Genomic DNA, 21,520 nt, shown 5'->3' with positions numbered 1-21,520 from the left:
CCAGCCCCTAACATTGGCTCATGGGACACTTTGACGACACAGACCCCTTCGCCCTTACCGGCCTCACCTACGACGATGTCCTGCTTCTTCCTGAATTAACGGATGTGGTGCCCTCTGAAGTGGACACCAGCTCCCGCCTGACGAAGAACATCACCCTAAGGATCCCGCTCATCTCAGCGGCAATGGACACTGTCACTGAAGCACGCATGGCGATCGCTATGGCCCGACAGGGCGGCATCGGCATCCTGCACCGCAATCTCTCCATTGACGAGCAAGCACACCAGGTCCGCCAGGTTAAGCGCTCCGAATCAGGCATGGTTGACGATCCTGTCACTGTCAACCCTGATGCAACCATTGAAGAGCTTGACGCCCTCTGTGGCCAGTACCGTGTTTCTGGTCTACCGGTCGTCGATAAGGATGGCTCCCTGCTGGGCATCATCACCAACCGAGACCTGCGTTTCGTCCCCCCCCAGGACTGGGCGCGCCTGACTGTCTCAGAGTGCATGACCCCGCGCGAACGCCTCGTCACAGGACATGTGGGCATTTCCCGAGAGAACGCCAAAGCCCTGCTGGCCGAGCACCGCGTAGAAAAGCTTCCCATCGTTGATGAGGATAATCATCTCAAGGGCCTTATCACCGTCAAAGATTTCGTCAAGACCGAGCAGTACCCCAACGCCACCAAGGATTCCCGCGGGCGTCTGATTGTTGGCGCGGCCATTGGCTTCTACGGTGATTCCTGGGAGCGTGCCGTCGCATTGGCCGAGGCCGGTGTGGACGTCCTCGTTGTTGATACCGCCAACGGCGGGGCTCGCCTCGAAATTGAAATGGTCAAGCGCATTAAGTCTGACCCACGCTTTGACGGTATTGACGTCATCGGCGGTAACGTCGCCACCACCGAGGGCGCTCAGGCGCTCATCGACGCCGGCGTTGACGCAGTCAAGGTTGGCGTTGGCCCAGGCTCGATTTGCACCACCCGCGTGGTTGCAGGTGTGGGTGTGCCTCAGGTGACCGCTATTCACCTCGCAGCGAAGGCATGCAAACCTGCGGGCGTCCCACTGATCGCTGACGGCGGCCTGCAATACTCGGGCGATATTGGCAAGGCCCTGGTTGCGGGCGCCGACACCGTCATGCTGGGTTCCCTGCTGGCCGGTTGCGAGGAATCCCCCGGCGAATTGGTGTTCACCAACGGTAAGCAGTACAAGCGTTACCGTGGCATGGGCTCTCTGGGCGCAATGAGCTCGCGTGGGCGCAAGTCCTACTCTAAGGACCGCTACTTCCAGGCTGATGTGTCCTCTGATGACAAGATCGTCCCTGAAGGTATCGAAGGTCAGGTGCCGTTCACGGGTGCGCTCGCCTCGGTGGTTTACCAGCTTGTGGGAGGCCTGCACCAGACCATGTTCTACCTTGGCTCGCCCACGATTGCGCAGCTTAAAGCCAACGGGCGTTTCGTCCGTATTACCTCGGCAGGGTTGCGTGAATCGCATCCTCACGACGTTCAGATGACGACTGAGGCACCCAACTACCACGGGCAGGGCTCGAAGTAGTTCGCGGCTGACATACTTGGCTGACGAGGGCGGGGTCGCGTATGCGGCTCCGCCCTCCCGCGTGCTCGGGCTGTAGGACCGAGGAAGAGCCAGAGTAAGTCTTACGCGGGGCGCTCAATGAGGGGCGTGAGATTTTCTGTCGACGAAGAGGCCTTCTGGCCCCTGATGGGTGCGAAAACCTAGGGTATCTTGAGAGATAAATAATGCCTGACTCTTCTTAAGGCATTCTTACAGATGCCCTCGTGGCATATCCCCAGAGACTGAACAGAGGAAAATCAATGCTGATCCTCATTGACGACGCAGATGTTGCCGCCATTGCAGATGTGCTGTCCTACCTTCCCGCAGACGGCGTTACCACCAATCCGACAATCCTTTCCCGCGTCGGAAAGAATCCTGTCGATGTGCTGTGTGAGATCCGTGAGCTCCTGCCCGCACGCGCTCAGCTCCACGTCCAGCTTGTCTCGACCACCACCGATGACATGATCGCTGAAGCGAAGGCACTGTGCGCTGAGCTTGGCAATGACCTCTACGTCAAGATCCCCGTGACGCGTGAAGGTTACGCTGCCATCCCTCGTGTCACGGATCTTGGATTCCGTGTGACTGCCACGGGTATTCACTCGTCCATGCAGGGCTTCATGGCGGCCAAAGCGGGTGCTAAATATATTGCTCCCTACGTCAATCGCATGGACAACTACGGTATTGACGGTGTCCGTGTGGCTGCTGATATTCACAAGATGTTGCGCACTCATGAGCTCGATTCTGACGTGCTGGCTGCATCCTTTAAGAACTCCGAACAGGTTTTGGAACTGGTCCGTGCGGGGATTGGCGCTATCACCGCCCATCCTGACGTGCTTGCCCACCTTGTTGGCAACCCTGCGACCGATGCAGCCATTGCCGATCAAAATGATGACTTTGCTGCCCTGGTGGGCGGACGCTACACCTGGACAGATCTTCTGACGCGCGAGTAGATACTTTCTGATGAGAGACTTGTGGCCTCCCCAAATGGGGAGGCCACAAGTTTCACTAGATCATGACAGTGGCGCTAGGCGCTACGGCGCTACAGGGCTGCTAGCTGCACACCGCAAGCGGTAGGCGGTCATGCGCGCAATGTCAGTAACGCGGCCAGGCGCGGGAGATGTGCGCATCGCGTCCTTGACGTCGCAGATACCCTTCAAAGTCTTCCGCCCAATCAGCATGGGCGCTCACTTGAAGTTCATGGATTTCCAGGGGAGTCAGTCCCGCAAGTGCCTCGATCTTGGCTGCCATAGCCGCTAAGACATCCAAGGTCATCGCCACATCCACTTCAGCGGTGTGGGCATCCTCGTCCGCCTCAATCCCATAGGCGGGAGCCATCGTGGTGAGGGTCTTCTTACCCTTACGGAAACGATCAAAGTGCCGGTCAAGGACAAGAGGATCCACCACAAGCATAGGTGCGCCCGAGAGACGTTCATCCAAGGTTGGCACACCGTGGCGGGCCAGTTCAGCATCAAGGATTGTCACATCGTAGGGCGCGTTAAAGGCCACCACAGGAAAACCGCGCTGCCAGTGGGCAACAAGAGTGGCGGCAACCTCGTCAATCACGTCTTTAATGGGGCGGCCATGTTCGCGCGCGTACTCGGTACTAATGCCGTGCACGGCACTTGCAGCCTCGGGGATGGGGACGCCAGGATCGGCCAGCCATGTGTGGGTCTTATCCTCACTGGCGGCAGTGGCGCCCCCCAAACGCAAGACAAGCGCAGCTGTCACAATCCGGTCAGAACTGGGGTTGATGCCAGTTGTTTCCGTATCGAACCCCAACCAGGGCACATCGGTCCAAGGCGCTGTCATGACAGATTCTCCTTCGTGAGCCGGCGGTTTCGAGTGCTGTTCCCAGTGTGCGCTATCGGCCCCGACTTTAGCGTATTTATGTGCGGAATGAAGAAGACAGGGGCGCGCATCGCGCATGCCTGCGGATAACATTGGACATGTGAGCACTGAAGTAGAAATTGGCCGCGGCAAACGCGGACGGCGCGCCTACACCCTCGATGACATTGCCCTTGTTCCTTCGCGTCGTACGCGTGATCCTAAGGATGTCAATGTCGGCTGGCAAATTGATGCCTACCACGTCGATATCCCGATTATGGCCGCCCCTATGGATTCGGTGATGAGTCCACAGACGGTCATTCAATTCGGTCGCCTTGGCGGTATTGGGGTGCTTGATCTTGAGGGCCTGTGGACCCGCTATGAGAACCCTGAGGCGATCTTGGAAGAAATTGCGGCACTTCCGGTGGATCGTTCGATTGCGCGACTCCAACAGATCTACTCTGAGCCCATTAAAAATGAGCTGATTACCGAGCGTCTGCGTGAGATCCGCGAGGCCGGAGTTGTGGTGGCGGGGAAGTTGTCACCGCAGAGCACGCAGCAGCATTGGCGGGCTGTGGTGGAGGCCGGTGTTGATCTCTTTGTGATTCGCGGAACGACCGTGTCTGCTGAGCATGTGTCCTCACGCCACGAGCCTTTGAACCTGAAACGCTTCATCTATGAGCTTGATGTTCCTGTCATTGTTGGTGGCGTCTCTACCGATACCGCTGCACTGCATCTGATGCGAACGGGTGCGGCGGGCGTGCTGGTCGGCTTTGGTGGTGGTGCTGCACACTCGACTCGCCAGTCTCTGGGTGTTCATGCTCCTATGGCGACGGCCCTGGCCGATGTTGCTGCGGCTCGGCGGGACTATATGGATGAGTCTGGCGGACGTTATGTGCATGTCATTGCTGATGGGGGAATTGGGCGTTCGGGTGACCTGTCGCGTGCGATTGCCTGCGGCGCCGATGCTGTCATGTTGGGTGCTGCTTTGGCTCGGGCTGAGGAAGCGCCGGGGCGCGGTTGGCACTGGGGGTCGGAGGCTACCCATCCTGATATGCCGCGCGGTCAGAGGGCGTATGTGGGGACTTCGGGGACGATGGAGGAGATCTTGTATGGCCCGTCCCATCGCGCGGATGGCTCGTTGAACTTTGTAGGGGCGCTGCGTCGGACGATGGCGTCGACGGGGTATTCCGAGGTGAAGGATTTGCAGCGAGTGAATGTGGTGGTAAGTCCGTATCGGCCGTCGGATTACTGACCTGTCGGGCAAAGTTAATATGGGTTGAGATCTAAATAAAATGGCTTTGCCAAATGTGCAGGCCGTAGCTATTTTTGTGAGCTTTGAAAAAGTTCTTCTGTGTAGTTTTCCATGAAACTGGCCTTCGAATAGGGAGAAATAGTAGGATTTAAGCCAATAGGGAAGGCGATGAAAATCTGCAGTCCGCGGTTTTTCTTCATGCCGGACCCCTCATCCCCTACACCGTTTATCCCATACGGTTTAATCCCGCACAGTGTCACACGGCGCGCATCCCATCATGTGTGAGCCGTTGAGTAAAGGAATGCCTCGTGAAGCACGGAAAGCGAGACAGTAGGCTCGCTCTTTCATTGCGTGCGCGCGCTCATCAGCCGCGCCGCAGCATCCTTCGGTCCTCCTTTGCGGCTTTTCTCACCCTCAGCATGCTGGCGGCACTCAATAGCTCCTTCGCTATTGATATTGCCCTTGAGAGGGACTCAGATCAGGCTCAGTCGGCTCAAAGTGACATCTATCGTGCCGCGGTTGAGGGGGACGATGCCCGCGAACCAGGTATTCATGGTCATGACCTCCGCGACCAGGAACCTGGAGGGACCTCGGACGATCATCAAGTCCCGTCACAGCACGACGAGGTCAGCACCGGGAGTAAAGATGGTGAGAATGAGGGAGCGAGCAGTCCCGACGTTTCTGGCGCCCCAGTTGGCGACGCAAACGAAGCCACCGAGGAAGGCTCTGCTGCTGAAACAGTCGAGCCTCAAAAGGATGAAGGCTCAGAGGTAGCAGGCGAGAAAAAGCCTGAAGAATCGCCTGCAGGGTACTCCGGCTTCTTCCGTGCTCGCCAGCCAAGTGGGACATCCGCAGTGCCTCGTGACCCCAGTATTCTGCCCGCAGTGTTTGCAAAGGGAGGTAGTGGCAGGTACAAGGAATGGATCCAGTGGCTCCAATGGGGAAATTACAACGACGATTTCGCGGGGACCTCTCGCCCTGATGTGCCTGTTCTTAACTACGGTAGACCGCGAACGATTAGGAACTACCGGGATTTTGGTACATCAGGCTACTTGCTGACACAATGCACTCTTTCGAACCTGACGTACCACAGTGCGCGATCGGGAGTGCCGGACGTTCAAGCGAGAGGACCGCTTGTCGCAACAGTTCCAGGAGCATGGGCTGGAGACGTCCTCGATAATCTCTATAACAGTGGCAAGGGCGGTCAATGGAGTAGTGGGGGTGAAGTGCGGGCTTCTTGGGAGACGTACCCCGAGCACTACACCAACTTGAATGAAATGGTTATTGGCCTGGCAAATGGTTATGCCTATAACGGTAATGGGTCGATCGCGGGACAGAAATACACAGCTTCTGGATTTAGTTCGGAAGTGAGCTTCAATATTCAGTGTTCGGCAGAGCTTGTTGAGCCTTCCGGACAAAAAAGAAACATCCCCCTAAACGGGCTTGTTTTTGCAGATGCTGAGGCCTCAAGTGCATACGACGGTGGGGACAGGGACGAGTGGATTCAAGCGTACGCCTGGAACCCAGGCACGAAATGGCGCGTCCTGGACACCCTCCGATCCGATGGCTGTCCGACCTTCGCCCGTGGTAGTTACCTAGATGCTGACATCAACAGCACGCAGCTTCTGCGCTTGATTCCGAGTGGGAAAGAGTGCGTCTACCAAAACCAAGGCCGCTACCGCACACCAAGTGGTGTTGGCGGTCCTGGTGCTGTGATGTTTATGGAAGGCGCTAATGGTGCAACCATTCGCATGCAGGGTAGTGGATATTCTGCTGTTGCCCTTGGCATGGTGATCGCTTCTGATTTTGGTGATGCGCCATCAAGCTACGGCATTGCAGGTTCCCTTTTCCAACCCAAATGGTCAGCGGGACAACCAGCCAATAACTCAACCCATGAAGCGCATGTGGGTGCCAATCTTATGGAGACAAGGCCAGCAACGGTTATACCTGGCCCCACTCGGCTTGGCCAACTAATTGATGCTGATTCTCGTTACTCTGCCAGTGCCGGGGCTGACCAGGATGATCAATCCGGGCAACAGCCCAGCGATGAGGATGCGCTCAATGCCGGGGAACTGCGGACAGAGGGAATCCTCGTTGGCCCTGGGGGAACCCTGACAAAGGATGTGCCCTGTCAAGGGCCAGGGAAGGTTGCTGGCTGGATTGACTGGAACCGCGATGGCCACTTCAACAACCCCAATGAGCGGAGCAATGTCGTGACGTGCTCTGGATCGAAGGCTACGCTCGTCTGGACAGTCCCAAGCGACGTGAAGCGATCTGTCGCCGGTGAGCCAGGCTCAGCAAATACCTACATGCGGCTACGCATTGCTGATGTGGCTGACGATAACCAAATGCTTCCCACTGGAGTCACCACAGCAGGTGAAGTTGAAGACTATGAGCTGCGGGTCTACGTTCCCACGGTGACCCTCGAAAAGACTGTCAGTGCCCCATGGGCCTCGAACCCGCTTCCGGCATCCAGCTGGACGCTTCAGCTCAGGCACAGGAAGTTCACTGGTGCGGGATATTTCGTCACCGGCAACGGTCGAACGGCAGAGACCCCCGTCTCCGCATCGCTTTACACACTGACAGAGAACAGCAATGCCCCAGAAGCCGTCGCTTATGAAGCCGGTCAATGGGTCTGCTCCGAGGCTCCCGGAAGCGTCAAGCCTCCAAGTCAGCGTTTCCAAAGCGTGTTGGTTGCTGCGGACCGTCTACGTGTTGCAGGCGCTGACCGCGTCCTGTGTCGCGTTATGAACACCACCAAACCCGCCAGCCTTGCGTGGCAAAAAACGAACAAAGCGACCGGGGCTCACCTGGGTGGAAGCTCATGGACGCTCAGAGGCCCCTCGCACCCTTCGGGCGTAACTGTTGAAGACTGTATCAGCGGCGCCTGCGGCGGCCTCGATAAAGATAACCGACCGGGATTCTTCAAAGTCACCCAGCTGAAATGGGGAGACTACACAGTGCAGGAACTCGCGGCCCCTGCCGGATTCCGTAAGGATGGGCGCACGCACCACTTCCCCCACATGGTGGACGGCATCATCGATGTGGCTCTTCCCGCGCCTATCCCTAACGCGCCTAATGACACGCCTATTATTTGGCGCAAGGTAGATGCCTCCCCTCAAGCCTCCCCACTGTCGGGTTCCGAATGGACTCTGCAGCGAGGCAATGCCGCCGCGCTGACCGTTGCGGACTGTGTCGCCGATGCGCCAAGTCAGTGCGCTGGGCCTGACAAAGACCATCGTGGCGGTTACTTCCGGGTACTCGTTCGAGATGAAGGAGCTTACACGCTGACGGAAACCGCAGCCCCCATCGGCTATCGCCGGTCACGTGAACCTATCAGACGAAATATCTCCGCTCAGGAGCTGGGAACCCAGATTGATCTCGGGGCAATCCAAAACTTTGCGATCACCCCGCCTGCTCTCCCGTTCACGGGGGGAACCAGTGCGGATACCTTCTTCATTGCGGGTGGAGGCATCTTGGCTGCAGCCATGCTTGCAGCAGCCTATCGACGCCGTCAGACAGATGCGTAAATTCAGGTCTTGACAGATGTAGCCCACGGCAATATGAGCTGCTGATATTCCGGGGGAGATACAGTGTGAGGGGATGGCCCATACGGGCCATCCCCTCACACTGTTATGAGCGCCGCTGCGCGGGCACTCAACAGCCTATGCTCACAGGCCGGGACGCTTGCCGATCGTCAGGGTGACTTCCTGAGTGCCAGCAAAGAAGTCATTGCCCTTGTCGTCAACAACGATGAACGCTGGGAAGTCCTCGACCTCGATCTTCCAAATGGCTTCCATGCCCAGCTCGGGGTATTCCACCAGCTCGACCTTCTTAATGCAGTCCTGAGCCAGGCGAGCAGCAGGCCCACCAATTGACCCGAGGTAGAAGCCACCGTGCTTCTCGCAGGCGTCGGTGACGGCCTTGGAGCGATTGCCCTTGGCGAGCATAATCATCGAGCCGCCTGCGGCCTGGAACTGGTCAACATAGGAATCCATGCGGCCCGCAGTGGTGGGGCCGAAGGAACCTGAGGGCATGCCCTCGGGGGTCTTGGCCGGGCCAGCGTAATACACGGGGTGATCCTTGAGATACTGAGGCATCTCCTCGCCAGCGTCCAGGCGTTCCTTGATCTTGGCGTGGGCAATGTCGCGAGCCACAATGATGGTGCCATTGAGGGAGACGCGAGTCTTAATCGGGTGCTTGCTCAGTTCAGCGAGGATCTCCGGCATCGGACGATTAAGGTCGATCGTGACCGCAGCACCCTTACCCGTTGAGGAGGCGCCGGTAGCCTCGGCATCCAGGTCAGCGTCGGTAATGTCAGGCAGGAAACGACCCGGATCAGTGTCCAACGCTTCCAAGAACACGCCCTCGGAGGTGATCTTCGCCTTGCACTGGCGGTCAGCCGAGCAAGAAACAGCCAGCGCAACAGGCAGGGAGGCCCCGTGGCGGGGCAGACGGATAACACGCACATCGTGGCAGAAGTACTTGCCACCGAACTGGGCGCCAATACCAATCTGGCGCGTGAGCTCCAAGACCTTTTCTTCCAGCTCAATGTCGCGGAAGCCGTGGCCGGTGATGTCTCCGTGCGTGGGGAGGGCATCAAGGTACTTCGCGGAGGCGTACTTCGCAGTCTTGAGGCAATATTCCGCCGAAGTACCACCGATCACCAGAGCCAGGTGGTAGGGCGGGCATGCTGCGGTGCCCAGGGAGCGAATCTTCTCCTCAATGAACTGCATCATGCGTTCGGGATTCAGCAGAGCCTTGGTTTCCTGGTACAGGTAGGACTTGTTGGCGCTGCCGCCGCCCTTGGCCATAAAGAGGAAAGAGTATTCAGCCTCGTGGCCTGGCTTAGTGTCGGCGGCAATCTCGATCTGAGCAGGCAGATTATTGCCGGTGTTCTTCTCGTCCCACATGGTCAGGGGAGCGTTTTGGGAGTAGCGCAGGTTGAGGTTGACGTAGGCGTCGTAGATGCCGCGTGACAGGGCCTTTTCGTCGGGGCCTTCGGTGAGGACATGCTGGCCGCGCTTGGCGGAGACAATAGCTGTGCCGGTGTCCTGGCACATGGGGAGTACACCACCTGCAGCGATGACGGCGTTTTTCAGCAGATCCAGGGCCACGAACTTGTCGTTGGCCGAGGCTTCCTCGTCGTCAAGAATATTGCGCAACTGCTGAAGGTGAGCAGTACGCAGGTAGTGGGAGATGTCGTGCAGCGCAGCCTCGGCTAAAAGGGAGAGCGTTTCGGGAGCAACGCTGAGGAATGTGCGCCCGTCGGGGCCTTCGACTGTTTCGACACCTTCGGTGGTGAGTAGACGGTATTGGGTGGTGTCTTCACCGAGGGGAAGCATGTCCTCGTAGAAGAACTCAGTCATGAGTGGCTCCTTTGCGCCGGTAGTTTTCGCAACAATGTGTTGGCAACTCTCTAAAGGTAGGGGGCGCAATGAGAGGGATAGGGGACAGGGGTCCCCCGGAGCTTTTCGAAGGATTGCCGAGGCCAGCGCGTGGTCCTCTTTTTGTTGGAATATCAGGCTTAGGTGGTGGAGGAGAGCGGGGGAGGATGCCACGGATTCCCGAGCCGGAAACGTGATGCGGATGGTGATAGAAAGGGGAATTTCGTCCTACTTCTTTGCTAAAAATAGGGGACAATAGATAACGCACTCATTGTGAAAATTACTAAGGAGAGGCTATGTCCCAGCAGGGTAATGGCGAGTACCGTATTGAGCACGACACTATGGGCGAGGTTCGTGTTCCGATTGACGCGCTCTACCGAGCGCAAACCCAACGCGCTGTCGAAAACTTCCCCATCTCAGGAGAACGACTCAACAGTCACCACATCGCCGCCCTTGGCCACATCAAGCGCGCAGCAGCCCTGACCAACCAGGAGCTCGGAGTTATCACAGAACAGCAAGCGAAGGCTATCGTCGCCGCCGCTGACCGCGTCATCGCAGGCGAATGCGACGAACACTTCCCCATCGACGTCTTCCAGACCGGCTCGGGTACCTCTTCCAATATGAACACCAACGAGGTCATCGCCACCCTGGCCTCCACCGAGGACCTCCCTATTCACCCCAACGATCACGTCAACGCTTCCCAGTCCTCCAATGACGTGTTCCCCTCATCTATCCACATCGCCGCATACGGAGCTGTTGTTAACGTTCTCCTGCCCGGCCTGCACACCCTGCACGATTCCCTCGCCGCGAAGGCCGTTGAATTTAAAGACGTCGTCAAGTCTGGACGCACCCACCTGATGGATGCCACGCCGATCACCCTCGGGCAAGAATTCTCCGGCTACGCCACCCAGATCTCTAAGGGCATTGAGCGCGTGGAAGCAGCACTGCCTCGCCTGGCTGAGCTGCCCTTGGGAGGCACCGCTGTTGGCACCGGTATTAACACCCCCGCAGGCTTCTCCGCCCGCGTCATTGAACATATTGCGCAGCACACGGGACTGCCCCTGCGTGAAGCCGACAATCACTTCGAAGCCCAGGCCGCACAAGACTCCCTCGTGGAAATGTCCGCTGCCCTGCGCACCGTTGCTGTTTCCCTTGTGAAGATCGCAAACGACCTGCGCTGGATGGGGTCAGGCCCGCGCACGGGCCTGGGAGAAATCAATCTGCCTGACCTGCAGCCGGGCTCGTCCATCATGCCCGGCAAGGTCAACCCCGTTCTGCCTGAAGCAACCGTTCAGGTTGCCGCGCAGGTTATCGGTAATGACGCCGCCATTGCCTTCGCTGGCGCACAGGGCAACTTCGACCTGCTGGTCATGCTGCCCGTCATGGCCTCCAACCTGCTCCAATCCATCACCATCGTCGGTAATGTCTCGCGCGTTCTTGCTGAGCGCTGCGTGGATGGCATCACTGTGAACGAGGAACGCTGCCTGCGCCTGGCAGAATCCTCACCCTCCATCGTCACCCCGCTTAACCGACTCATTGGCTACGAGGCCGCTGCTGCCATTGCCAAGCACTCCGTCAAGCATGACCTCACCGTCCGCGAGGCCGTCATTGACCTGGGCTACGTGGAGCGCGGCGAACTCACTGAAGCTGACCTGGATGCCGCACTTGACGTGCGCTCCATGACCGGCGACTTCTAAACGTCGCGGCCTGAACATATAAGTGGGCGGCTGGGGTATCCCAGCCGCCCACTTATTGTGAGTCAGCGACGCCGACGTAGGAACATGAGTGTTCCACCGACGATAGCCAAAAGCGCAAACGCTCCTATCGTGTAGGACGCAGTAGCACCCGTGCGAGCAATCTTTCCGCTCTTTCCGGGAGCCTCAGTGGAAGGCTTCTTAGCGGGTGGCGTTGTTGACGGTGGTTTTGTTGCCGGTGGCGTCGTCGCCGGCGGGGTGGTTGGCGGGGGAGGTGTCACTGATGGTGGCGTTACAGACGGCGGATCAGCAGGAGCACGAACCTCGAAAGTGCGGCGTGCGAGTTCCTCGCCAGCAGCATTGCGCAACACTGCGGCAAGCGCATAGCAGCGAGCGGCAGGATCCTTGAGACACACCTGCGAGGCTGCACTGCGCGGCACGTCAATACTGAATGATGCCGTCCCCGTTTCCGGGCGCAAGGCCACCGGAGTCGTATCAATCGCTGCTGATGCGACCTTCTTGCCGTGGAGTTCCACATCAACGGTGGTTGCTCCCAGAGCCTTTTCTGCATCATTGCTATAAACTGCACCGTAGACGGAAGCAGTCAGCTTATCGAGGGCGCTATTAACGCGGGTTGCCTCACCCTCAACTGCGATCTGGCGTTTCTTCGTGGTCGCCACCAAAGGCTCAGCAGCAAACTTATTCAGATACAGTGCAGTGACATCACGATCAAGGGAGCCCGTATTCACAAAAGGAACACCCTTGAAGACCAGGTAGCCGTCGCCGCCTTCCAGGACAAAACTATTGCTTGCCACAAGAAGAGGCGCGTCATCGCTCAGGGGCTGCCCATCAATCATGACCGAATCTACAACTGCGGCACGCAAAGCTGGAATCTGAGGATCATCAGATTCTTTAATGGCTGCCAGCGCGCGCACCGCCGCTTGATTGAGCGTCACCTCAACATTTTGTGACAGCCCCAGCATAAGAACCGGACGATCCTTACCGGGCTGGAACTGCTGCCCCAAAAGCTCACGGAACTGAGCGCCCGTCAGCTGGGCATAGCCCATCTCATTACCGAAAGGCTGAACAGTGTAGGCCTCGCCGACGGTGACAATACCGTCGCTCGCTTCGTCATCAGACTTGGCGTAGAGAAGGTCGGCGCGCACCCCACCGGGGTTCATGACACCCACGCGCGTCTTCACGGAGTGGGCAACCTCGTCGGTCAGCCATGATGCGAAAGAATCAGCCAGCATATTTGACGCGGTCGACTCAGTGCCACGGTTTGAACCGGGGTCAGTGCCCTTATTTGTCCCACGCAAGAAGTTCGAGCCGATTCGAGCCAGAGGTTTTCCACCTTCGATTTTCGCCTGAGCAACAGCCTTGTCGACAATGGCCTGCACGCCGTAGGTGTCATCCACACAATCGGACTTTTGCAGGTCAATAGATTCAGCAACTACCGCGGTAATTGTCTTTGACACTGGATCAATACTGATCGAGGCCTTGCCAAGATTCCAGCCGTAGTGGTCGGCCTGAATGACGGCAATCTTGTTGCCGTCTTTACCGGTGACAACTTCAAGGAAATCAACGTGGGTGTGCCCGGCAAAGACAGCGTCAACGGACTTGTTGAACAAAGTGGCTTGGTCGGCGGCGTCCTCGTGAGTGAGGACTACGACGATGTCGGCCTCGCCATTAGCGGCGTCGCCGTCCTTTAATGCGCTGGCTTTTTCGTTGGCGGCGGCCAGGGCGGGGCTGATTGTCAGCCCCGCAAGTGCGCTGGGGGAGACAAGGGAGGGAAGTTCGTCAGTGAGAGCACCAACGAAAGCGACTGTAATGCCCTGAACGTCCTTGATGAACACTCCACCACCATTGCCTTGGGTATCAAGCGCGGCAGAGCCGGAGAGGTTTGCGGCCAGGTGAGGGAAGGTCACGAGTGGGAATACACGGTCGGTGAGATCCTTAATGCCGAGGTCAAGCTCGTGGTTGCCCACGGCGCTGACGTCCAACTTAAGGGCGTTGAGGACCTCAAGGGTTGGCACATCTTTCAAGATGGAAGAGGTGTAGGCTGAGCCGCCGATATTGTCACCAGCGGAAGCGAAAAGGAGATGGGGGTTTGCGTCGCGAGCTTTCTTTAGCTCGCAGGCCATGGTGACAGCGCCAGGGTCAACCACCGTATCGGGCTGGCCAGGCTCTTTCGCTTTCTGGACCACTCTTTCGAGGTGCCCGTGAAAGTCAGTAATGCCGTAGATGTCAACGGTGACGGTGGCCGGATCATCGGCTAACGCAGGTGTCAGGGGTGTTAAAGCCAGAGCTGAGGCAAGCAGCGCCGACCATACTAAACGAGTCTTCATGCTGGTCCTTCGTCGTTGAAGTAGGAAGAGCGGGCGTCCCCACATTATTCCGCATTAGCGGTCAGGATTCAGGAGGAAGATCCTCAGAAGGTAGGAAAGGGTGCTTCACTCTAGGATGGTAGGGACTTCTATCCCTCCCACCATGGAGTGTCCCGCAGTGAGCGTCTCTTTCCTCATCCTCTTCCTCAGCGGCCTGCTAATTCTGGCAGGTATTGTTGGCGCTATTGTCCAGATCTGGCCCTCGGGTCCTTTCATCGCAGGGGGTATCTTCCTGTGGGCGTTCAATGTCAACACCCCGCTGGCGTGGAGTGTCTTCGTGATCGCGCTTGTCGTCCTGGCTGTTGCTTTTGTCGCGAAATTCGTGATTCCCGGACGCAAACTTGCCCAGTCGGGCATTCCTAACTCGACGTTGATTGCCGGCCTTGTGGGCGCGGTTGTTGGCTACTTCATCATCCCGGTAGTGGGCTTCATTGTGGGCCTGATTGCCGTCATCTACGCGATGGAATACCTGCGCCTTCAATCCCCGCAAGACGCATGGAAGGCAACCCTTGAAGCCCTGAAAATTGTTGGACTATCCATCGTTATTGAGCTTCTTGCCGCATTGGTTGCCACCACGGCCTGGATTGGGGGCCTGATCTTCACCGCGCTGGGCTACTAAAGTGCAGGCGACGGGAACACCTCATGACCTCCGCAGCCCCCACTCAAACTCCGAACACGCCCGGCAGCCTCACCCTACGCCGCGCCCGCGCGGCCGTCTTTGCTCTCTTCCTTACCAATGGTGCGCTTTTCGCTGCGGTAGTACCACGTTTCCCTGAGATCAAAGACATTTTCGGCCTCTCCGAACCGGTATATGGCCTAACGGTTGCCCTATTCCCCTTGGGGGCCATCACCGCAGGGCCGATTGCCGGGCGGATTATCCGACGCTTCTCATCAGCCCGCACTGCAGCAATGGGGACGGTCGGCGTGGGCATCATGATGAGCATGGTCGGCATCTTCGCCACCCTCAACACTGACGCCGCTAGCAGCGCACTGAAGTGGGTCCTCTACATGCTTTTCGCCGTGAGCTTCTTCATGGCAGGTGCCTGTGACGCCATCACCGACGTCGGCCAAAATGCGCATGGCCTGCGCGTCCAAAAACACTACGGGCGCCCTATTATCAACTCCTTTCATGCAGGCTGGTCTATTGGCGCCATGTGCGGGGCGCTGCTTGGATCAATCGCCGTTGGAATTTCTCTTCCCCTGCCACTGCACCTCATTGGTTCGTCTCTGTGTTTTGTCGCGCTTGGTGTTGCTGTGCAACCCTTCCTTTTGCGAGGGCGTGACAGTGCGAAGCCCGGGCTGGACGCCGCGCAGATGCCAGAGGGAACGCAGGCGTTGGACGCAGCCAATCCTGCGTCTTCTCATGCGGCCACCATTGCCCTCCCCGTCGGCATCCTCCTAGCTAGCCTGACCCTCATGTCCATCGCGGGCATGCTCATTGAGGACGCCTCCTCCACCTGGTCCGCCCTCTACCTGCGCGACCAGCTTGGCGTCACAGGCAGCGCAGTCGGCGCCGCTTTCGTGACCATGCTCGCCACCCAGGCTCTTGGGCGTTTTGCTGCCGACCGTGTCATCGCCCGCATCGGCGCTCGCGCCACGTTGCAGGCAGGAGGCCTTCTGATCGTTGCCGGCATGGGCATCGCCCTACTGTGGCCCTCCCTTCCCACCACACTCATTGGCATGGCTGCCGCAGGCATTGGATGCGCTGCCAGTGTTCCTCTTGCTATGAACGCCGCCGATGACCTGCCTGGCCTTCCCGTGGGCACTGGGCTGACAATCGTCACATGGTTGGGCCGCCTGGCCTTCCTCTGCGCACCGCCTATTGTCGGCCTGATCGTTGCGGCAACCTCACTGACTTCAGCAATGATTGTCCTGCCCCTCGGCGGTTTGATGATCGCCCTGACCGCCCTCGTTCTACGGCCGAACAATACGGCGAAATGACGATGCAACCAGGGAGCGCACCCCTTTAGCGAATGGTGGACACCCCGGCCTTCTCCGACAGAATCGTCAGTGCTACCAGCACCACGACACCAGCGCCCACAATGACGGCCAAAAAACCGCCCACACTAATGCCAGAAGCCCACGGCGCCAACGCGCAGGCGACGCCGTGGCCAGCAGATACCCCTGCCCCCGCCGCATACAGGGGCCATGCCGCCCGGTGAGCCTTATTCCACGTCTCGACGTCGGCGCGAACCTCGCGGGCGCGAATCCCCATCGAGGATTCAAAGGGCAAACTGTCCGTGCGAGCAAAATGGGCGAGCAAGCCAAAACGCACCGCTGCAAACATGAACAGAACAGCACAGACAATGGCAATAATTGTCATTTTCTCTCCTTCAACGAGGGGGATCAAGATGCGCAGCCACCAGCGGCAGGCTACTTAACCTCCAACTCCAGTCCCGCGACGGCCTCGTCCAATTCGGCCAGCCAAGCCGCGCCCGACACATCCGAGGGCATCCGCCAATCCCCGCGCGGCGACAAGGAGCCGCCACCAAGAACCTTGGGGCCATTGGGCATTGCTGAACGCTTGAACTGGTTGGCGAAGAAACGACGCAGGAACACGCGCTCCCATTTCACGATCTCACCCAGAGAGTAGGCCACCCGAGCATCCTCCGGGAAGCCTTCAGGCCAGCGGCCAGCCGCCGCGTCCCCCCAAGCGTGCATTGCCATAAAAGCAATTTTCGAGGGGCGAGCACCGTGACGCAGGAAGTGGAAGAGGGTGAAGTCTTGCAGGTTGTAGGGGCCAATGCTGGCTTGAGTGGACTGCGGGGCCTTTCCCGCGGTGGTGGGGATGAGCTCGGGGCTGATCTCCGTATTGAGGATCGAGTCAAGCACCGCCGAGGCATCCTCGCCAAAGAGATCGGAGGCAATGACCCAACGGATGAGGTGCTGGATCATAGTCTTGGGAATACCGGCGTTAATACCGTAGTGACTCATCTGGTCGCCCACACCATAGGTGCACCAGCCAAGAGCCAGCTCCGATAGATCACCCGTGCCCAAGACGATGCCACCGTGATGGTTGGCAAGGCGGAAGAGGTAGTCCGTGCGCAAGCCTGCCTGGACGTTCTCAAAAGTAATGTCGTAGAGGTCGGCACCATCGGAGAAGGGGTGCTTCATATCGGCAAGCATCTGGCGAGCAGCCGGGGTAATGTCGATCTCCTCAAAAGAGGTCCCCAGGTGCTCGCAGAGCTTGTAGGCATTGGACTTCGTGTGATCGGTGGTGGCAAAGCCTGGCATTGTGTAGGCCAAAATGTCCGTGCGCGGGCGGCCCAGACGATCCATGGCCTGCGCCGCCACCAGCAGCGCGTGGGTGGAATCAAGACCGCCGGAGACACCAATAACAATCTTGGGATTGCCAATTGCCTTCAGACGTTGCGCCAAGGCCGACACCTGAATGTTGTAGGCCTCCCAACATTCCTGCTCCAGCAGGTCCGGGTCAGAGGGGACGAAGGGGAAGCGCTCAATCTCGCGGATCAGGCCAAGGTCATCGCGCGGCGGGTTAAGGCGGAAAGGAATCGGCGGAATCGTTGCCATTCCCATGGTCAGCCCCATCACGCCGGAGGCATTATCGTCAAAGGAGTTGTAGCGGGCGCGGGAATTCGCGAGCGCATCAAGGTCAACATCGGCAAAGGCGAAGGTTGCGCCATTGTGTGAGAAGCGTTCGCCCTCCGCAAGTGCGACGCCAGCCTCGTACACCATGGTGTGACCGTCCCAGGCCAGGTCCGTGGTGGACTCTCCCTCGGCGGCTGCGGCGTAGACGTAGGCGGTCTTCAGGCGTGACGAGGTTGCCGCCACCAGCTTGGAGCGCTCAGCAGCGCGGCCCACCGTCGCTGGGGAGGCAGACAGGTTCACCAGGATGTGCGCGCCTTGCAGTGCTGCGATAGTCGAGGGCGGGGTAGGTACCCACAGGTCCTCGCAGATCTCAGCAGAAACGGTCAGGCCTGGGACATCCTCGGCCGACACGACCACCGTGCCAAAAGGAACAGCGAGGGTTTCTTCCCCTTCGGGGGTTAGGAAGGGCAGGTCGATGGTCTTGGGGAAGGGATCGGTGGGAGCAGCGAAATGGCGCTTCTCGTAGAACTCGTTGTAGTTCGTGATGTGGCGCTTCGGGGTGACTGCCAGGACTGTGCCGCGGTGGATGGCAAGGGCGCAATTGTAAAGGCGGTTGCCGTGGCGCAGGGGCGCTCCCACCCACAGCAGGGGCAGGAGGTCGCGGGAAGCCTCAACAATGCGGACAATGGCGGCCTCAACCGCATCTAAAAGAGTGGACTGGAGGAAGAGGTCATCCAGCGAGTAGCCCGACAGGCAGAGCTCGGGGAAAGTGACAACCGCAGTACCCGCATTCGAACACACCGTCGCAGCGGCGATGACCTCGTCAGCGTTGAGCTCCGGGCGCGCCGGATGCACGGGGATCGATACGGCGGCGACGCGGGCAAAACCATGATCGTAGAGGGAATGGAAATTCACGAGGTCTCCTGGAATATCGGCTGCTGGTGGCGCCGTCTGTACGTTCTGGACGGTCTCTTATCGGGACTGTTTCTTGTTGGGGCTGTCTGTTGTATAGACACTGCACTCTATTGTGCCTGCTTTTGAGAGGGCATGGGGAGCCAGGGGAGTGAGGCGCCCGCGGGGGAGAATGTATGCCTCTTTATATCGCCGTATATGACTGTATATTTTTTTCTATATACAGCTTTATAATCGTATATAGAAGGATAGGGTGACCGTCCACAAACGCGATGAAGGAGAGTGTTTGGCATAGATCCAGCGCTGAATCCGTACAATCCAGGTTCAGGCCTGATGCCGCCACTCCTAGCAGGGCGCTCTCTTGAACGTGAGCGCTTCGACACGTTGATAGCCCGTGTGGGCATGGGAAATCTTGCCAATCGAGGTTTGATCTTTTCAGGTCTGCGTGGAGTTGGAAAAACCGTGCTGTTGAATCAACTTAGGAAACAGGCTGAGCAGCATAGTTGGCTCACAGTCCAATTCGAAGGACGCCGTGAAGAGAAGGGCGATGCCGGAAACCAAGTGAGACTGGCCGACGAGTTTGAGAGAGCTCTTCTGAGGAGTAAGAATCAACGCATCAAGAAAGCCTCGCGTCGCCTTCTCCTGGGCGTGGAATCCTTCAAAGTTCAGGTTCTTGGATCTGGTATTGAAGTTAGTTTTTCTTCGCCCGATCAGTCACCTGTGAGATTAGAGATCAGCCTCATGAATCTCGTTGAGATGCTGATTGAGCCTCTAAAAGGTTCTGGGAAAGGATGCGCTCTCTTCATTGACGAGATGCAAGAACTAGAGCCGCAACTGCTGAGCTCCCTACTTGCTCTACAACATGCCGCGCATCAGGAGGGGTGGCCATTTTTCATCATCGGAGCTGGCTTGCCTACGCTCCCCGCCACACTGAGCGCTGCGCGTTCCTACGCGGAACGTCTTTTCGATTACCGTGTTGTGGGACCGCTAGGCGCAGAAGCGGCCGAACAAGCTCTCGCAGAGCCAGCAGAAAAATGCGGTGCACGCTACAGCGGCGATGCCATGACATATCTCGTTACAGAAGCAGAAGGGTACCCTTTCTTCCTCCAAGTGTTTGGGCAGCAGATCTGGGATATTGCCCAAGAAAAAGAGTTCTCTCTTCGTGATGCTGAAGAAGCAGTGTATCGAGGATTTGAACACCTCGATCAAGGTTTTTTCCCTTCTCGCTGGGATCGCGCCACCGAAAAGGAACGCCGATATATGCGAGCCATGGTCAATGCCGGGCAGGAAGTCATGGATGCCTCCGACGTGATTTCTACCCTTGGAGGCACCTACTCTGACTGGAGTGTCGCCAGAGCAAGTCTCATCAAAAAAGGTGCTATCTATGCTCCTGAGCGAGGGAAACTGGCTTTCACCGTCCCAGGAATGGCCCGCTTCATCGAAAGGCATGAAGCGGAAGAACTGTAAAGAGAAAACAGAAGTCAGACTTACTTCGCTGCACTCCCGGGGTCTTGTGAGGGGCCCACACCACGCAGGATTATAGGTTGCCAGAAGTCAGCCTGTAATGCTCGCCTCGGAAGGCATAGTGCGCGCCTAGCGCTGCGGCCCTAGTACTGTGAATCTAACACTGTGGCCCTGGACCGGTTGGTCCAGGGCCACAGCCTCACCCAGCCTTGAGCTGGGGAAATATGCTCATCACATGAAGGTGAAGTCGGAAAAGTCCCACTTCATCCCTTCACCGCCGCGCTCAGATCAGAGTCATTGCCTGACGGGCGATCGCCAGTTCCTCGTTGGTGGGAACCACCATGATGCGCACCGAAGAGTTGCGAGAGGAAATGGTGGTTGGCTCAGAAATGCGCTCGCGGTTGGCATCCTCATCGAGTTCAACTCCGAAGGGGGCTAGGCGCTTGCAGACCTCAGCGCGCAGGGCGGCATCGTTTTCACCGATACCAGCGGTGAAGGAGATAACGTCAACGCCGCCCATCTCTGCAGCGTAGGAGCCGATGTACTTGATAATGCGAGTGACGTAGATGTCCAGAGCCAGGCGGGCATCCTTGTTGCCCTCGGTGGCCATCTGACGCACAGCACGCATGTCGTTTTCGCCGGTCAGACCCTTCAGGCCGGACTTCTTATTGAAGAGGGTGTCAACTTCATCAGCGCTCATGCCGGACTGACGTTGGATGTGGAAGACAACGGCGGGGTCAATGTCGCCGGTGCGGGTGCCCATGACCAGGCCTTCCAGCGGGGTCAGACCCATCGAAGTGTCAACGGCGTGACCGGAGTCAATAGCTGACACGGATGCGCCGTTACCCAGGTGCAGAACGATCTGCTTGAGGGTGCTTTGGCCCAGCATCTTGGATACGAGGGAGGACACGTACTGGTGGGAGGTGCCGTGAGCGCCGTAGCGGCGGATCGCGTACTTCTCTGCGGTTGCGCGGTCGAGGGCGTAGGTCGCGGTGTCGGCCGGCAGGGACTGGAAGAAGGCGGTGTCAAAGACGGCGACGTGGGGGATGTCGGGCAGGAGCTCGCGTGCCACGTCAATGCCCTTGAGGTGGGCGGGGTTGTGGAGGGGTGCCAGTGCGCACAGGTCGTCGATGAGGCGGCGAACCTCGTCGGTGATGAGCGCCGGGCCAGAGAAGTACTTGCCGCCCTGCACGACGCGGTGGCCAACAGCAACGATGTGGGCATCGTTAAGGTTGGGGCCCACGGCGTTGAAGAGGCGAAGGACCTCACGCAGGCCAACCTCGTGGTCGGGCACTGCCTCGTTGACGTCAACGGTGGTCACGCCGTAGTGGTGGCGGATGTGGCCGTCTTCTTCACCGATGCGCTCAACCAAGCCCTTGGCGATGGATGCGCCGGTGGCGGGGTCAATGAGCTGGTACTTCAGCGAGGAAGAGCCGGAGTTAATGACAAGAACAGACTGAGTCACGGAACGTGCCTTTCAGGGGTT

The 21,520-nt window shown here is 58.3% G+C and carries 14 protein-coding genes; 8 read left to right on the top strand and 6 right to left on the bottom strand.

The features are described from left to right. The first annotated feature begins 20 nt into the window (after positions 1-20). Positions 21-1,544 carry an IMP dehydrogenase gene (gene guaB, locus EII11_RS04755; RefSeq protein ID WP_124869361.1) on the top strand — a complete coding sequence of 508 codons (1,524 nt, stop codon included), beginning with the start codon at positions 21-23 and terminating at the stop codon, positions 1,542-1,544. A 278-nt stretch (positions 1,545-1,822) separates the two neighbouring features. Next, positions 1,823-2,512 carry a transaldolase family protein gene (locus EII11_RS04750; RefSeq protein ID WP_124869359.1) on the top strand — a complete coding sequence of 230 codons (690 nt, stop codon included), beginning with the start codon at positions 1,823-1,825 and terminating at the stop codon, positions 2,510-2,512. 142 nt (positions 2,513-2,654) lie between these two features. Here EII11_RS04750 and EII11_RS04745 read toward each other — a convergent pair whose 3' ends face one another. Next, the gene (locus EII11_RS04745; protein ID WP_124869355.1) at positions 2,655-3,371 is read right to left on the bottom strand and encodes an exonuclease domain-containing protein; all 717 of its coding nucleotides are present in this window, start codon (positions 3,369-3,371) and stop codon (positions 2,655-2,657) included. Positions 3,372-3,510: 139 nt separating this feature from the next. On the opposite strand from EII11_RS04745, the gene EII11_RS04740 reads away from it, so the two are divergent. Both EII11_RS04740 and EII11_RS04735 read left to right on the top strand, forming a co-directional pair. Beyond that, positions 3,511-4,641, top strand: a complete 1,131-nt coding sequence (locus EII11_RS04740) for a GuaB3 family IMP dehydrogenase-related protein (RefSeq protein ID WP_124869352.1) — start codon at positions 3,511-3,513, stop codon at positions 4,639-4,641. A gap of 308 nt (positions 4,642-4,949) precedes the next feature. Beyond that, positions 4,950-8,171, top strand: a complete 3,222-nt coding sequence (locus EII11_RS04735; RefSeq protein ID WP_124869349.1) for a CshA/CshB family fibrillar adhesin-related protein — start codon at positions 4,950-4,952, stop codon at positions 8,169-8,171. 141 nt (positions 8,172-8,312) lie between these two features. Here EII11_RS04735 and EII11_RS04730 read toward each other — a convergent pair whose 3' ends face one another. Continuing rightward, positions 8,313-10,010 carry a fumarate hydratase gene (locus tag EII11_RS04730; RefSeq protein WP_124869345.1) on the bottom strand — a complete coding sequence of 566 codons (1,698 nt, stop codon included), beginning with the start codon at positions 10,008-10,010 and terminating at the stop codon, positions 8,313-8,315. A gap of 314 nt (positions 10,011-10,324) precedes the next feature. Between EII11_RS04730 and EII11_RS04725 the strand changes: the two genes are divergently transcribed. Further along, positions 10,325-11,725: a class II fumarate hydratase gene (locus EII11_RS04725; RefSeq protein ID WP_124869343.1), complete on the top strand. Its 1,401-nt coding sequence runs from the start codon at positions 10,325-10,327 to the stop codon at positions 11,723-11,725. Positions 11,726-11,787: 62 nt separating this feature from the next. Here EII11_RS04725 and EII11_RS04720 read toward each other — a convergent pair whose 3' ends face one another. Continuing rightward, positions 11,788-14,070, bottom strand: a complete 2,283-nt coding sequence (locus EII11_RS04720; RefSeq protein ID WP_124869340.1) for a bifunctional metallophosphatase/5'-nucleotidase — start codon at positions 14,068-14,070, stop codon at positions 11,788-11,790. Between the two features lie 157 nt (positions 14,071-14,227). Between EII11_RS04720 and EII11_RS04715 the strand changes: the two genes are divergently transcribed. Both EII11_RS04715 and EII11_RS04710 read left to right on the top strand, forming a co-directional pair. Further along, positions 14,228-14,728 (top strand): DUF456 domain-containing protein, encoded by a 501-nt coding sequence (locus EII11_RS04715; RefSeq protein WP_240623063.1) that lies wholly within the window; start codon positions 14,228-14,230, stop codon positions 14,726-14,728. 23 nt (positions 14,729-14,751) lie between these two features. Next, positions 14,752-16,050: an MFS transporter gene (locus tag EII11_RS04710; protein WP_124869337.1), complete on the top strand. Its 1,299-nt coding sequence runs from the start codon at positions 14,752-14,754 to the stop codon at positions 16,048-16,050. 25 nt (positions 16,051-16,075) lie between these two features. Here the strand turns inward: EII11_RS04710 and EII11_RS04705 are convergent, their stop codons facing one another. Next, positions 16,076-16,432 (bottom strand): SdpI family protein, encoded by a 357-nt coding sequence (locus tag EII11_RS04705; RefSeq protein WP_124869334.1) that lies wholly within the window; start codon positions 16,430-16,432, stop codon positions 16,076-16,078. A 50-nt stretch (positions 16,433-16,482) separates the two neighbouring features. Continuing rightward, a complete protein-coding gene (locus EII11_RS04700) occupies positions 16,483-18,573 on the bottom strand; it encodes an NAD(+) synthase (RefSeq protein WP_124869331.1) in 2,091 nt (696 codons plus the stop codon). Positions 18,574-18,852: 279 nt separating this feature from the next. On the opposite strand from EII11_RS04700, the gene EII11_RS04695 reads away from it, so the two are divergent. Then, a complete protein-coding gene (locus tag EII11_RS04695) occupies positions 18,853-20,037 on the top strand; it encodes an ATP-binding protein (protein ID WP_205649231.1) in 1,185 nt (394 codons plus the stop codon). Between the two features lie 280 nt (positions 20,038-20,317). On the opposite strand, the gene EII11_RS04690 is transcribed toward EII11_RS04695, so the two are convergent. After that, positions 20,318-21,499, bottom strand: a complete 1,182-nt coding sequence (locus tag EII11_RS04690; protein WP_124869328.1) for an acetate/propionate family kinase — start codon at positions 21,497-21,499, stop codon at positions 20,318-20,320. Positions 21,500-21,520 lie beyond the last annotated feature (21 nt).

It is taken from the genome of Schaalia canis (assembly GCF_003858455.1).
GTDB lineage: Bacteria > Actinomycetota > Actinomycetes > Actinomycetales > Actinomycetaceae > Pauljensenia > Pauljensenia canis.
Note: the sequence above shows the minus strand (reverse complement) of the source record. Positions and strands in the feature narration are given on the sequence as shown.